The organism is Streptomyces sp. YIM 98790 (assembly GCF_011421595.1).
Classification (GTDB): Bacteria; Actinomycetota; Actinomycetes; order Streptomycetales; family Streptomycetaceae; genus Streptomyces.
On sequence record NZ_WTLH01000159.1, the window covers coordinates 1 to 13734 of the forward strand.

10 protein-coding genes and 4 pseudogenes are annotated in these 13734 nt (G+C 69.5%); 9 read left to right on the top strand and 5 right to left on the bottom strand.

Features of this window, described 5'->3' with window-relative positions; all coding sequences use genetic code 11:
• Positions 1 to 16: 16 nt before the first annotated feature.
• Positions 17 to 1006 (bottom strand): RHS repeat-associated core domain-containing protein, encoded by a 990-nt coding sequence (locus GQS09_RS29765; RefSeq protein WP_313896265.1) that lies wholly within the window; start codon positions 1004 to 1006, stop codon positions 17 to 19.
• A gap of 41 nt (positions 1007 to 1047) precedes the next feature.
• Positions 1048 to 1629 (bottom strand): annotated as a pseudogene (locus GQS09_RS31045) (hypothetical protein); the annotation flags it as partial.
• A 268-nt stretch (positions 1630 to 1897) separates the two neighbouring features.
• Here GQS09_RS31045 and GQS09_RS29770 point away from each other — a divergent pair.
• The 3 genes from GQS09_RS29770 (at position 1898) to GQS09_RS21795 (ending at position 4419) form a co-directional block, all read left to right on the top strand.
• On the top strand, positions 1898 to 2155 hold the full coding sequence (locus GQS09_RS29770; protein WP_313896266.1) for a DapH/DapD/GlmU-related protein: 258 nt from the start codon (positions 1898 to 1900) through the stop codon (positions 2153 to 2155).
• Positions 2156 to 2765: 610 nt separating this feature from the next.
• Positions 2766 to 3293 (top strand): SigE family RNA polymerase sigma factor, encoded by a 528-nt coding sequence (locus GQS09_RS21790; protein ID WP_313896267.1) that lies wholly within the window; start codon positions 2766 to 2768, stop codon positions 3291 to 3293.
• Positions 3283 to 4419: a hypothetical protein gene (locus tag GQS09_RS21795; protein ID WP_165988899.1), complete on the top strand. Its 1137-nt coding sequence runs from the start codon at positions 3283 to 3285 to the stop codon at positions 4417 to 4419. The genes GQS09_RS21790 and GQS09_RS21795 overlap by 11 nt, the downstream gene beginning before the upstream one ends.
• Positions 4420 to 4579: 160 nt before the next feature.
• Here GQS09_RS21795 and GQS09_RS21800 read toward each other — a convergent pair.
• Together GQS09_RS21800 and GQS09_RS21805 are read right to left on the bottom strand one after the other, a co-directional pair.
• Positions 4580 to 4882, bottom strand: a pseudogene (locus GQS09_RS21800) (transposase); the annotation flags it as partial.
• A gap of 78 nt (positions 4883 to 4960) precedes the next feature.
• A complete protein-coding gene (locus tag GQS09_RS21805) occupies positions 4961 to 5599 on the bottom strand; it encodes a flavin reductase family protein (RefSeq protein WP_165988901.1) in 639 nt (212 codons plus the stop codon).
• Between the two features lie 188 nt (positions 5600 to 5787).
• Here GQS09_RS21805 and GQS09_RS21810 point away from each other — a divergent pair, with 188 nt between their 5' ends.
• The 6 genes and pseudogenes from GQS09_RS21810 to GQS09_RS21835 all read left to right on the top strand — a co-directional run bounded on the left by GQS09_RS21810 (position 5788) and on the right by GQS09_RS21835 (position 11690).
• Complete coding sequence (locus GQS09_RS21810; RefSeq protein WP_165988903.1) at positions 5788 to 6105, top strand: LysR family transcriptional regulator; 318 nt, start codon at positions 5788 to 5790, stop codon at positions 6103 to 6105.
• A gap of 320 nt (positions 6106 to 6425) precedes the next feature.
• Entirely contained in the window at positions 6426 to 6641 is a 216-nt protein-coding gene (locus tag GQS09_RS28705; protein ID WP_207958118.1) for a hypothetical protein, read from the top strand.
• Positions 6638 to 7522, top strand: coding sequence for a fructosamine kinase family protein (locus tag GQS09_RS21820; RefSeq protein WP_313896268.1), 885 nt, complete (start codon positions 6638 to 6640; stop codon positions 7520 to 7522). The genes GQS09_RS28705 and GQS09_RS21820 overlap by 4 nt, the downstream gene beginning before the upstream one ends.
• Positions 7523 to 8053: 531 nt before the next feature.
• Positions 8054 to 8614 (top strand): annotated as a pseudogene (locus GQS09_RS21825) (RICIN domain-containing protein); the annotation flags it as partial.
• Positions 8615 to 8682: 68 nt separating this feature from the next.
• Complete coding sequence (locus GQS09_RS21830) at positions 8683 to 10392, top strand: hypothetical protein (RefSeq protein ID WP_165988907.1); 1710 nt, start codon at positions 8683 to 8685, stop codon at positions 10390 to 10392.
• Between the two features lie 230 nt (positions 10393 to 10622).
• A pseudogene (locus GQS09_RS21835) lies at positions 10623 to 11690 on the top strand (IS110 family transposase).
• Positions 11691 to 13117: 1427 nt separating this feature from the next.
• Here GQS09_RS21835 and GQS09_RS21840 read toward each other — a convergent pair.
• Positions 13118 to 13519 (bottom strand): site-specific integrase, encoded by a 402-nt coding sequence (locus GQS09_RS21840; protein WP_313896269.1) that lies wholly within the window; start codon positions 13517 to 13519, stop codon positions 13118 to 13120.
• Between the last annotated feature and the right edge of the window lie 215 nt (positions 13520 to 13734).

The following is a 13734-nucleotide window of genomic DNA, read 5'->3' on the forward strand; positions in this document are numbered from 1 at the left end:
CGCCTCCCGCGCGCGCTCAGTAGACGACCTCGCCCACGAGACTCGCCGTTTCCTCCGCCGCCGACAGCGCCAACCCCACATCGTCCGCGGCTACTTCCACACCCGACACGTCCGCTACACGATCATGTAGGCAACCCAATAGTTCCGGCTCAATAACGCTAGCCGGCTTGAGCTCTCCAGGACGGTAGTGCAGCGTACCCCTGTAGGCGACCGTATCGCCCGCCTTGAGAGCGTCAGCGATCCTGTTCTCGCAGGTTCTCATTCCGCTGATATTCATGAGCTGGTAGCCGGTGAATATGTTCTCGGGTATCCATTTACCGTGAAAACGGTCCGCGAGGATGTGACTTCTGTTGAATCCCTTCCGGGATTGCCAGCCGGGAGGATCCGGAAAATTGCTGGGCTTACGTGTTCGCGAATGTGCAGGTTTGAGGTCTTCTTTGCACAGGATTGCACTCACACCCTGTGGTACTCCGCCACGTAGCGGCTGATAGGTGTGGCGTACACTCCGCGGCTCATTGCAATCCTCGCGCCTTGGTATTTCTACCAGTACCTTTCTCCTGTCCGGGGCCAGGTTGAAAAAGTCCATGAACCAGGGGCCGCGGTCGTCGAGGTAGAAGTCCGTGAAGATGCCCGGAAGGGTGCGGCGGAAAGCCCAGCGGGAGCCCGTACTGGTGCCACTGCCGAGGCGGTCCCAGATGCTTTCGCCATCCCCGGCGCGCAGGCCGACGCTGCACATGCCGTTGGGGTCGACGCGGGTGGTGGTGGTGGTGTTTTCCACGTAGACATAGGGCGCGGTGGCCGGGGTTTCGGGGTCTGGGGTGTAGGGGTCGCGGCTGGTGAAGCGGCCGGTGGCGGGGTCGTAGAGGCGGGCGCGGAGGTCGAGGTGGCCGCTGAAGACGGTGTCGTTGAGTTGGCCGGTGTAGCCGAAGGGGTTGTGCGGGGCGGTGCTCTGCCCGGCGGCGTTGGTGGTCTTCTGGTTGCCGAAGGGGTCGTAGGCGTAGGTCACTCCCGGGTTGCCGGAGGCGTCGGTCAGGGCGGTGACGGAGTTCAGGCCGTCGTGGTGGGCGTAGTCGGTGCCCGCCGGTGTGTGGACCGCGAGCGGAGTGCCCTGGGCGTCGGTGAGGTAGGAGCCGGTGGTGGCGCCGTCGGCGTCGGTGGTCTCGGCGAGCTGGGGCAGTTCGGGCTGGGTGTCCCAGTGGTTGACAGTGGCGGTTTCGCCGTCGGTGGCGGTGACGACGCGGTTGCCCTGATCGTCGTTGGTGAAGTCGTAGGCGGCGCCTGCTTGTACGGCGCTGAGCGGGCGGTTGCGGGCGTCGTAGGTGNCAGTTCGGGCTGGGTGTCCCAGTGGTTGACAGTGGCGGTTTCGCCGTCGGTGGCGGTGACGACGCGGTTGCCCTGATCGTCGTTGGTGAAGTCGTAGGCGGCGCCTGCTTGTACGGCGCTGAGCGGGCGGTTGCGGGCGTCGTAGGTGATGGTGTTGACGCTGGAGCCGTCGCCGGTGAGGTTGCCGTCCGCGTCGTAGTAGTAGCTGCGGCGCAGCAGGCCGGCGGAGACGGTGCGCAGCTGGTCCGCGGCGTCGTAGGTGTAGCGGAGGGTGGTGCCGTTGCGGTTCATGGTGGTGCGGTTGCCGGCGCCGTCGTAGGCGTAGGNCGTCGCCGGTGAGGTTGCCGTCCGCGTCGTAGTAGTAGCTGCGGCGCAGCAGGCCGGCGGAGACGGTGCGCAGCTGGTCCGCGGCGTCGTAGGTGTAGCGGAGGGTGGTGCCGTTGCGGTTCATGGTGGTGCGGTTGCCGGCGCCGTCGTAGGCGTAGGTGAGGGATTCGGTGGCTGCGGTGCAGTCTGCCGTGCCGGCGGCGGCCCGGCACCACTGGGTCAGGCGCCCGGCGTCGTCGTATCCGTAGTGTTCGGACCGCGCTGCGGCATCTACACGCCCAACCACGCACAGGACATCACCCGTCGGCTCGACGGGTGGGAGCTCCCCGAACCGGTCGTGATCGGCGACAACGTGTGGCTCGGCGGATCGGTCACCATCACGCCCGGCGTGACGATCGATGGCCACAGCATCATCGGTGCCGGTTCCGTCGTCACGAAGGACACTCCCTCCGGCGTCGTCGCCGTGGGCAATCCGTGCCGGCCCATCAGGTCCATCGAGGTCTAGAAGGCTGGCGATCGAGGGCTCCTCCGCTCAGCCGTCATCCCCCCATGCCGCGGTGCCTCCGTGCGCACGGCCGCAGTCGGCCGGCACATCCGGCCCCCACCGGCCGCCCGCCGCATCCGGCGTGTCGACGGGGCGTCGTAACCCGGGGGCGCCCGGCAACGGGGCGCCACAGGTCGATGGGCCTCTGGTACTTCACATCCCTTGCGGCGATGGCCGCGTCGGCCAGGCCCAGTGTGACCAGGACGAAGAGGCGGGCGTTGCTGTAGGTGCTCAGCCCTTGCCGCCCGGGCCACCTCCTTGGTGTGCCGCAGCGCTGCCCCGGCGGCTTGTAGGCGGCCGGCGTGCTCCGGTGCAGGACGCTGCGAACGGGCCACAAGGGCCTCCCGCGGCGGATGGATGCGGTGATCGCCCGGAGACCCGTGCGGCCGCCCGTGCTGTGCTCCCCCGGCCCCGTCGGGTGACTTGCCCTCTCCGCCGCCGCGGCGTCTCCATGAAACAGGGCCGCTCGCCGGACGGGCGCCGTGAGGGAACCTGCACGGCCGACGCAACCTCATGACGGGGCCCCGGAGTCAGGTCGGTGGAAGGGGGGTGGCGTCAGATGTTGCACACCGTGAGCAGCGGCACGAACGCGCCGGCGTTCGAGGATTATGCCGCCGTCATCTGGCCGTCGCTGTACCGCAGCGCGTTTCTGCTCACCGGCAACCAGGCGGACGCCGAGGACATCGCTCAGCAGACGTTGTTGAGGGCGTATCGCTCCTGGCCGCGGATCATCCGCGCGGACTCGCCGGACGCGTACGTGCGCCGCATGCTCACCAACACGTTCCTGTCGGCCAACCGTCCGAAGAAGCGGCGGCTGGAGCTGCTGACCGACACCCCGCCCGAGCACGGGGCCGCGCAGCGGCCGCACGGGCCCGAGGACCGGTTGACGCTCTGGCCGCATGTGAAGTCACTGCCGCCGCGCCAGCGCGCCGTGATCGTGCTGCGCTACTACGAGGACCTGAGCGAGCAGGAGATCGCCGACATCCTCGGCTGCTCGCGCGGCAACGTGAAGTCCACCGCCCATCGCGCCCTCAAGGTGTTGCGAGCCGCGCTCGACTCGGAACGCACCGACGGGAGGGAGAACCGCCATGAACGATGACGTCGAAGAGACCCTCAGGCGTGAGTTGCGCGAGGTGGCCTCCGGCCTGCAGGCTCCGGTACGTCCGCCGATGCCGCAGGAACAGGTGCGCAGCCGACGCCTGTGGCGGCCGCTGCTGGTTGCTGCCGTGACCCTCATCGCCGTGGGCGCGGTCGCCATGGTGTCGTCGTACCGGGACGGCGGGAGTCCGCAGCCGGCAACGCCGCCCACGGACTCGCCCACCGAGAGGCCCACGGAGAGCCCGACGGAGAGGCCCTCCGCCCGTCCCCTCACAGCCGATGCGCCGACGGTGCCCTACGTGCTCGGCGGGCGCCTGTACGTCCGGGGAGAGCAGTTGCCCGGGTCCTGGTCGACCGTGAACCGGGCCGGTGGCGCCTGGGCCGCGCAGCGCGACGACGGCACCTGGTGGTGGGGCACGGGCGCCGAGGAACGTGCCGTCTCCGGCACGGTGGTACTGCAGCCTCGGCTTTCTCCCGACGGTACTCTGCTGGCGGTCGGTACCGCCATGCAGGGCGGCGGGCAGGTGCTGCTCATCGACACGCAGTCCGGTGAGACTGTCAACGCGCTGCAGTTTGATGCGGCCGGGCCGGACGATCCGGACGCTCTCGGCGTCGTCGCGGTCACCGACGACGCCAAGGTCTTCCTCCAGGGCGGCAGCCGGCGTCCGATGTGGCTCGCGGCCGGGGGCGACGACACCGTCGAGCTGGACACCACCGCGCCCGACCAGTGGGTACGGGCCAGCACCACCGCCGGTCTGATCGTGTTCGACAGCACCAAGGACGGCGAGCGCGATGCGACATACCTCGCGGAGGTCTCCGGCTCGGGGACGCTGAACCGGCTGCGGACGCTGCCCGGCGAAGAGGTCGCGGTCAACCCGTCCGGCACCTGGCTCGGGCACGGAGGCTCCTGGGGCGGCGAGTCCCGGACGATTCCCGACATCGCGGTGCAGACGGTCGACGGCAGCCGGCAGCTCACCCTGCAGCCGCCCGACAACCGGGAACTGCGCCTCCTGACCTGGGAGGACGATGACCTGCTGCTCGCCGAGCTGTACACCGACGGAAGCCCGACGGGGCTGGCACGATGCAGCATCAGTGAGGACGACTGCGTGGTGATCGACAGCCCATGAGCATGCGGGTACGGCGCTGCAGCGCCGTACCCGCGTGTCTTCCGTCGCCGTTTGCCGGTGCCCGGGGGCGGCCCGGTCGTTCTCCGGCCCCGGGTCGGTCCGGCCGGGGCCGCCAGGCGCGCGCCTGCCGTCGGCCACCCGCCCACAGGCGGCCGTCACCCTCGATCGCCCGGGAGGAGCGGACGGCGGTGGTCCAGCCGTAGCTCGGCAGGCGCACCATCAGCCTCGGGTTGCAAGGCGGGTGCCGTGCTTCCCGGTGTAGCCGGCCAGGACCGGTCCAAGGTCGCCGACCTCATCGACGAGGTGGGCGACGAACCGGGCAAGGTGGCCCTCCGGCAGCCGGTCGTCCAGCGACCGTGGCAGCAGCAGAACCTGCTGCGGGTCAAACGCCCCTGAACCGCTTGTCCACCGGCGCCGGACGGCGCTGCGGCCGCTTGACCTCGACCGGCTCGGCCTCGAACACCCCGTCCCTGCGATGCATACCGTGATCATCTCGCATGGATGGTGACGAGATGAGGGCGGGTGGCCTCCGGATGCCTGTTCACAGGGCCGTCGACTGGAGCTGGTGCGGCATGTTCCAGCCCTCGGCGAGTCTCGACGGGTGAACGTTGTCTCCCCCGCCGAAGAACTCGCAGAACTTCATGATCAGCGGGTCCCAGCCGAGCGGGTCCACGTAGTGTGTACCGGGGATGACCAGGTCTTCCTCGACATGGGCACGAAGGACCTCGACCTCGAAGGCAGTGGCGTGCGGTTCGGGACCGCCGAAAGGATGGGCCGAGACGACCCTGCATTCCAGCTGGACCGGGCATTCCGCAACCCTGGGGGCCCGGACCAGGTCCGATGCCTGTTCGGTCAGCTGTGCGGTCGAGAACTTGTCCGGCTCGTACCGATAGCCCTGCTTCTTTTTGTAGTCCGGCACGGCCGGCTTTCCCGTGGTGAGCGCGATCCGGTCCACGGCATCGACCATCGCCGATGAGGGCAGGTTGAGCACGCACTCGCCCTCCCGCAGCAGGTTCGCGGTGGTCTGTGCGTTGTTGCCGAGACCGAGCATGCAGGACTGGCCCAGCCACCACGCCGAGGACATCGGCGCGAGGTTCGCCGTGCCATCCCCGTTGAGTGAGCTGATCAGCACCACCGGCGTTCCGAAGTACAGGACCTTGAGCCCGGGGACGACGTGCATGCGCTGTGCCTTTCGCGGAGTGCCGGACGGACAGGCCCGCGATCAGGAACACGAACCGTCGCCGACTCTCTCGTCAGCGAGACCACCGGCGCTGGCGGAAATAGGACATCGCGTTTCGGACGAGTGGAGCGATCGTCCAATGGCAGGCCCGGCGTTGACTACTGGGACACGCTCCTGGCCCGGGTGTTGTGCCTGACATCGCGCTGCGGCGGCATCTCGCCGCACCGGCCGCGGTCGCCGACGAAGGCTCGTTCGGACGGGCCGCCGCTCGGCTCGGCCACACCCAGTCGGCCGTCAGCCAACGGATCGCGGCGCTGGAGAAGGCCGCCGGTGGGACCGTCTTCGACCGGCCGGGAGGAACCCGGCCGGTCCGCATCGCCCCACTGGGCGCGGTGGGGCTCGCCCGCGGACGCGAGGCGCCGGCCAAGGCCGGGCAGATGACCGAGGCGATCAGGCACGGCCGGCCTTGCGGCTCGGGCACCGAGCGCGTGCCGGACGCCGGATGATCCTGGATATGTCCTCGGCCCGGTGGCACGAAGGCACTCCTCGACCGGCGCGACAGCGGAGCGCCGGTCCCGGCAGGACAGCTGGCAGGCCAGCGCCTTGATCTCAGCGGCTGGAGCCTGCCGCACCACTGACGCGGGCCACCAGGCAAGATGGTCCCTATGCCCACAGTGCCGGAGCCGACCGGGACCCTCCCCGCCCGGGAGCTGAGCACGCGAGCCCGTACCTGCCGGCCCACACCCGCCGGCCTGGACGTCCGCTGCCGCGGTCAGTTTTCCCCTACGTCGACGGCGAACCCGCAGGCAGCCGGGTCCATCAGCTCATGCGTCTGCGCTACGGCGGCTCCGCCGGCACCCGGGGCTTCGCCCTCCGCCTCGCCGGCACCGGCAAGTACGAAGACACCACCCTGCCCACCGGCAGCTTCGTCGGCGCCCGACGAAGCCCTGGACCGCGCTGCGGCCTCCACCTCACCGCCCGGCATCCGAGCCCGGATCCACCGCCGTTGATCCCGGCTACGACGACAGGAGCACACCCGTGACAGCCGCGATGTCCTTCCTGCTCGAACGCCTGCATGCGGCCGGCCTGACCGACGTCGTCGCGGCCGAGCCGGCCGCTGGAGGGCTCGCCGCGACCGCGGGGCTCGCGCGTCGCGGTGACGGCACGCCGGTGTTCGCCAAGGCGTTCGGCGAGCTGCCGTCGCAGGACGCCTTCGCCGCGGAGGCCGAAGGGCTCACCGTGCTGCGCGAGGCCGGCGGCGTCGCCACGCCCGAGATCATCCTCGCGGACCGCGACCTGCTCGTGTTGTCTGTGCTGCAGCCCCGGCCGCGCACCGAGGCCTTCTGGGAGCGGCTCGCGCATGCGCTCGCCCACCTGCACACCACCACGCGGTACCCCCGGTTCGGGTGGCACCGGGACAACTGGCTGGGCCGTCGTCGGCAGGTCAACACCTGGGACGACGACGGGTTCGAGTTCTTCGCCCAGCATCGTCTGCTGCGCTGGCTCGGCGAGCGTCGCGTCCAGGAGGCGCTCGACGCCGCCGACCGGGCGGCCCTGGAGCGGCTGTGCGACCGGCTGCCCGAGCTGCTGCCGGTCAGGCCCGCGTGCCTGACGCACGGCGACCTTTGGGCGCTGAACGTCATGGCCACCACCGACGGGCGGCCCGCGCTGATCGACCCGGCCGTGTCGTACACGTGGGCCGAGGTCGACCTGGCCCACCTGTGGACGACGGCACCGCCGCCCGAGGCGCACGTGTTCTTCGAGCTGTACGCCGAGCTGACCGGGCTCGACCGCGACTGGCGCGCACGCATGCCGATTCTCCAGCTGCGCCAGCACCTGGCCGTGATCGCCCAGTTCGACCCCGACTGGGGCGCCGCCGATCTCGTGCGCGCCACGCTCGCCCCGTTCCGCCGGCGGCCCTGAGCTCGGCTGAGTAGACGCCGGACACGGCACCGGCCGGAATCGACCCCGAAGGACTTGCGGACCGGCCGCCGGACCCGGACCACGGCCCACTCGGTATCGGTCGTGTCGGACGGGTACGTCGGCCTCCTGTGCGGCTGGCCCCGGTGTTCCGAACCGGTGCGCGAGGCAGCCACACGATGGGCAGTCGAGGTGGACTCGCGATGATGCCGATGCCGCCGATGAGATCAGGGACTCCACCGCATTCAGAGCTGCTCAGCGGCGCCCGGCCGGCCCGGCGCCGAGCTGCACCGGCACGGCCGGTGATGCGCCGCCCGACGGATGCGACCGGACACTTTGGCCCGGGCGAGTCTTGACCAGTACATGCCACGCCGATAAGTTTTCAGTGCGCGGGATGTGACCGCTAACAAGTCGCACTCACACTGATTTCGCCGTTCCTTTCATAGTTGTCTGCTATGAAGCGGCACGCCCAGAAAGTGAATTCATCCGTCCGAGGGGCGGGCGTGGACGACGTCCGCCCGTACGGGAGCCGCCATGACCCTGCACACCCTTCGCATCCCCCGGGGAGCGCTGGCCGTCTTGCTGGCCGGTGCCCTGGCCGCGGTACTGCTCGTCGCCCTGCCCGCGCCGCGGGCGACGGCCGCCACCATCGACACAGGCGCCTCCTACGTCCTGGTCAACCGGCACAGCGGCAAGGCGCTGGACGTCTACAATCTCGCCACCGAGGACGGCGCCCCGATCGTGCAATGGGAACGCAACGACGGCGCCTGGCAGCAGTGGCAGTTCGTGGACTCCGGCGACGGCTGGTACCGCCTGAAATCCCGGCACAGCGGCAAGGTGCTGGACATCCGCGACTTCTCCACCGCCGATGGCGCCGACGTCATCCAGTGGGCCGACCACAACGGCACCAACCAGCAGTTCCGCATCGAGGACACCGACGGCGGCCACATCCAGCTCATCAACCGCAACAGTGGCAAGGCGCTGGAGGTCTGGGAGTGGTCCACCGACGACGGCGCCCGGATCTCCCAGTACACCGACACGGGCGGCGCCAACCAGCAGTGGCAGCTCGTCAAGGTCGGCGGCGACTCTCCGGGGGGTGACCGGCGGATGGAGCCCCTGGGCCGCGGGGTCGTGGCNGCGACTCTCCGGGGGGTGACCGGCGGATGGAGCCCCTGGGCCGCGGGGTCGTGGCCGTACGCTCCAGCCAGACGGATGTCCTGGTGAGCTGGCGGCTGCTGGGCCTGGACCCGCAGGGCATCGGCTTCAACGTCTACCGCTCCACCGACGGCGGTTCCTGGGCCAGGCTCAACAACCAGGTCCTGACCGGCGGAACCAACTACACGGACTCCACCGCCGACCTGTCGCGGAACAACAGCTACCGGGTGGCGCCGGTGACCGGGGGCCAGGAACAGGCACCGAGCCGGGCCTTCACCCTCACCGCCAACCACGCCGTCGAACCGGTGGTCCGGGTCCCGATGCGCAACGGCGCCCCGGTGAAGTTCGTCTGGGCCGGCGACCTCGACGGCGACGGCGAGTACGACTACGTCGTCGACCGGCAGACCGCCCCCCAGCGGCTGGAGGCCTACCGCAGCGACGGCCAGTTCCTGTGGCAGGTCGACATGGGCCACAACAGCACCAACCAGAACAACATCGAAGGCGGGTCCTCCACCATCAACGTGGGGCACAACGACGGCGTCACCGTCTACGACCTCGACAGCGACGGCCGTGCGGAGGTCGCGCTGCGGATCGCCAACGGCGTCACCTTCGGCAACGGCGCCACCTTCTCCCACACCAACGACAACCACCAGTTCATCGCCATCCTCGACGGCCGCACCGGCGCGCTGCGCGCCTCCGCCCAGGTGCCGACGGACTACCTTTCCGACGGTCCGATGTACGCGCGGTTCGGAGTGGGCCACCTCAACGGCACCACGCCGAGCCTGGTGGCCTACATGAAGAACCGGATCGGCAACGGCGGCTTCAACCTCATGATGACCGCCTGGAACTTCGACGGCAGCAACGTCAGCATGCAGTGGAAGTGGCTGCGCGGCAACCAGAACGCGCCCGACGGGCACAACACCCGGATCATCGACGTCGACGGCGACGGCAAGGACGAGATCGCCGAGGTCGGGTTCGTCCTCAACGGCGACGGCACCCTGCGCTACTCGCTGGGGAACCAGGGCATCGTCCACGGCGACCGCTTCCACATCGCCGACATGGACCCCGGCCGGCCGGGCCTGGAAGGCTATGCCGTCCAGCAGAACAACCCCAGCGGCCTGCGCGAGTTCTATTACGACGCGTCCAATGGCCAGATCCTCTGGCAGCACTTCGGATCCGGCACCGCCGATGTCGGACGCGGCATGGCCGGCGACATCGATCCGCGCTTCCCCGGGATGGAGGTCTGGTCGTTCAGCGGCCTGTACAACGCGCCCAGCAACCGGCTCACCGAACCGGACACCGGCCTCCAGCCCTGGCCGCAGCTCGGTCTGTGGTGGGACGGGGACGTGACCATGGAACTGCTCAACGACGGCAAGATCGAGAAGTGGGATCCGCAGAACCCCACGCCGACCAACCGCGTGCCGCGGCTGGTGAGCACCTGGCACTACGGCGCGGTCACCGCCGCCCAGGGCGGGCCCACCCTCGTCGGTGACCTCTTCGGCGACTGGCGCGAGGAGGCCGTGTACACCAACGCGGACTTCAACGAGCTGATTGTTTTCACCACCGACCGGCCGACGAACACCAGGCTGTACACCCTGGCGCACAACCCCGCCTACCGGAACGCCATGACCCTCAAGGGATACATGCAGTCCCACCACGTGGACTACTTCCTCGGCGCCGGCATGAGTACTCCGAGTAGGCCGGCCATCACCTACTGACAGTGAGGATTGGCCATGGCATCGCCTGAGGGCCTGACGCGCCCACTGACTGACGCTGTGTCCTTCACGGGAATCGTCGGGCTCTTGGGCGGTGCCGCTTGGCGTGTGACCGGTCGGGCGTCTGTGACTTCATAGGAGCCCGGCCAAAGGTCCCATCACTGTCTTGTCCGTCTGCCCGACCGGCCCGCGCCCTCCCATCGGTGAGCGTTGGAAGGGCAGCACACAACAGCATGGCAGCAGACCAGATAGCGGTGGTCGGCGGGATCGACACCCACGCCGATCTCCACCAGGCCGCGGTCGTCGACGGCATCGGCCGGCACCTGGCCACCGAGCGGTTCGCCACGACGCCGGACGGCTGCCGGCGGTTGCTGCACTGGCTCCGCTCGCACGGCGAGGTCCTGGCCGTGGGCATCGAGGGGGACCGGCGCCTACGGAGCCGAGATCGCCCGCTTCCTCACCGCCAGCGGTGTCGTCGTGGTGGAGGTGGACCGCCCGGACCGCAAGGCCCGCCGGGACAACGGAAAATCCGACCCCATCGACGCCTATGCAGCGGCGACGGCGGTCCTCTCCGGCCGTGCCGGCGGGACGCCGAAGGCCAGGAACGGGATCGTGGAGGCCATCCGGTCCCTGCGGGCGGTCCGCAAGAGCGCGGTCAAGGCCCGCACCCAGACGAACAATCAGATCCGCACCCTGTCGTCACCGCCCCCTCCCACGTCAGGGACAGGCTGCGGGGCCTGGCCACGTAAGAGCTGGTCGACACCCTGGCCCGCTCCCGTCCCACGGGAGAACTCGCTGACCCGGCCTGCGCGGTCCGCATCGCCCTGCGCCGGCTGGCCCGCCGATACCAGGTCCTGACCGAGGAGATCAGGGAAGCCGACCGGGAGATCGGACCTCTGGTGTCCAAGGCGGCCCCCCGGCTCGTCGCGCTGCCCGGCGTCGGCCCCGAAACCGCAGGCCAGCTGCTGGCCAGTGCTGGAGACAACCCGGACCGGCTCCACTCCGAAGCCGCCTTCGCCCACCTCTGCGGAGCCGCCCCCGTCCCGGCCTCCTCCGGCCGCACCAACCGCCACCGGCTCAACCGCGGAGGCGACCGAGGGGCCAACAACGCACTCCACACCATCGTCCTGGTCCGCATGAAGTACGACCAGCGCACGAAGGACTACGTCGCCCGGCGAACCGCCGAAGGCATGGTCAAGAAAGACATCGTCCGCTGCCTGAAACGGTTCGTCGCCCGCGAGGTCTACCGCCACCTACCCCACACGATCCCCGACCCCGAACCGCTCCCGCAGACCGCTTGACGATCTATAGGAGCTTCCCGGGTGCCGCAGATCCCCATGTTCCGCCCCGGGAAGCCCAGCCGGCTCCCGGGGCGGCAACACACGAAGGCCGCGAGGGCGCCCGATGAGTCGTGCGGCTCGGCTGCCGGAATTCCTCGCGGACCAGTGCCCCGGCCCACCCCGTCCAGGTCTGCGTCGAATAACCACCCCGCCACGGACCCACGAAGACCACCCGCGCAGGAGCCACCCGCCGATCCACGAAGAGCGGCCAGCGGCAGCCCAGGGACTGAGTCGCTTCAGTCGCTGTCGGCCTCCGCCAGTAGCTTTGACCTGCGGTTTCTGCTCAGCCACTGTGGAGCTACCGAAGCTCCTTCGGTCGCTGGTCTTCACCGTGACCGGCCTGGCCAACGGAACCGCGCACACCGTCACGGTCACCGCCGCCAACAGCGTCGGGCAACCTCCGCCGGCTTCACCGTCGAAGACCCGGCACCGGAACTCACGCTCGCCGGACTCGGCGCCTGGGCCACCACCAACCCGGCCACCGACGCCCCCATGACCTGCCTGCTGTGGGAACTCACCGGTCCGGCGCCGGACACCGCCGACGGTGAAATCCACTTCCAACTCGCCCCCGCCGACGGAACACCCGACCCGGCCACCGACTGGTGGATCGCCTACCACCCCGACCTGAACCACATCGCCGACGCCACTGGGCAGTACGCCTGGTGCAACGACACCGCAGCACTCCCCTCCAGGCCCCCCGGGTCCGAATGGGTCCCCGTGTCATTCACCGCCACCGACGCCGACGGACGCACCATCACCCTGGGCCCGGACCAACTGCGCACCATGACCATCACCGACCCCGACGGCAACACCGCACCCGCCACCTTCACCACCTCACCAGGCGGAGCGGAAGCAACATCGCTCGACACGACCTCCGTTCCGCACCACCGCTACCCCCGATGCGAGGCAACCTCAGGCAGAAACAAGACGCAACGTGGCTCGCTACGATCTGAATGCGTCTCAATCAATAACCGCACAGATGCCGGCCGGAGGGCACATCTTGCCTCTGTCCCTCCGGCTGCGTCCTGGACAATGCGTCCTCTGCCAAGCCAGAAACGGCCCCTGCCACTGTTGGCCCTGCAAGTAGCGGCGCCTGGGACTCCGCGGTCTGGGTCGCCCGGGATGAGGCCGTGACATCAGCGGTTGACATCAACGGGTACCGATACCGGCGGATGCCCATGGCCCATGGCACGTGACTCCTCCGGCCGTGAGCGTGAGTTTTGGGCAGAGCAGGCGATGTGGCCGGACTGGGGGTCAAGGGGTCGTGGGTTCAAATCCCGCCGTCCCGACACTGGTCAAAGGCCCTCCGGGAGTATCCCGGAGGGCCTTTGGCATCAAGGGCTGACATCAACGCCCTCACCCGGCGCGATTGCCTCCTCCCTCCGGGATCACTCGGGCTCCTCGGTGGCCTCGTCCATGCCGAGGGCGTCCTCCATCTGCTCCGCGGGAGCCTTCAGGGTCGTGTCCATCACGTGGGCGTAGGTGTCCAGCGTCATGGTGATGGTGCCGTGCCCGGGCATCTCCATGATCGTCCGGGCGTCCACGCCCTGGGCCGGCAGCAGGGAGGCGCAGGTGTGCCGCAGGTCGTGCACCCGCACCCGCACCCGGCGGACCTTGGCCCGCCGGCACAGCACGGTCAGCATCCGGTTCAGGCTGCGCGGGTCGGTGGGCCGTCCGGCGGGAGTGGTGAAGACCAGCCCGTCGGGCTGGTGCGCCAGCGGATCCCGCCCAAGGCCCGCCGCGGCCCGCTCCGTGTCCTCCCCCCCGGTGGGCGCGCAGCGCCTGCACACACCTTTCGGGCAGGGAGATGGTGCGCTGGGAGCGTGAGGGGTCTCGCGTTTTCCGGACAGGGATGTAACCGGGTTATTTCATGAGGCGAGTTGGAGGCGCTGGTGGTCGGCGTGCGCCTCGCGTGGAGGTCGATAGCCGATGGCCGAGTGAAGTCGTCTGTGATTGTACCAGTGTTCGATATATCGGGTGATGTCGCGACGGGCCGCCTCGCGGG

What these genes read in the sequence shown, in the direction of transcription:
- GQS09_RS21805 (WP_165988901.1), bottom strand. Translation starts at nt 5,599, where the DNA reads ATGCACGTCGTCCCCGGGCTCAAGGTCCTGTACTTCGGAACGCCGGTG.
- GQS09_RS28705 (WP_207958118.1), top strand. Translation starts at nt 6,426, where the DNA reads ATGCGTCTGCGCTACGGCGGCTCCGCCGGCACCCGGGGCTTCGCCCTC.
- GQS09_RS21795 (WP_165988899.1), top strand. Translation starts at nt 3,283, where the DNA reads ATGAACGATGACGTCGAAGAGACCCTCAGGCGTGAGTTGCGCGAGGTG.
- GQS09_RS21830 (WP_165988907.1), top strand. Translation starts at nt 8,683, where the DNA reads ATGGAGCCCCTGGGCCGCGGGGTCGTGGCCGTACGCTCCAGCCAGACG.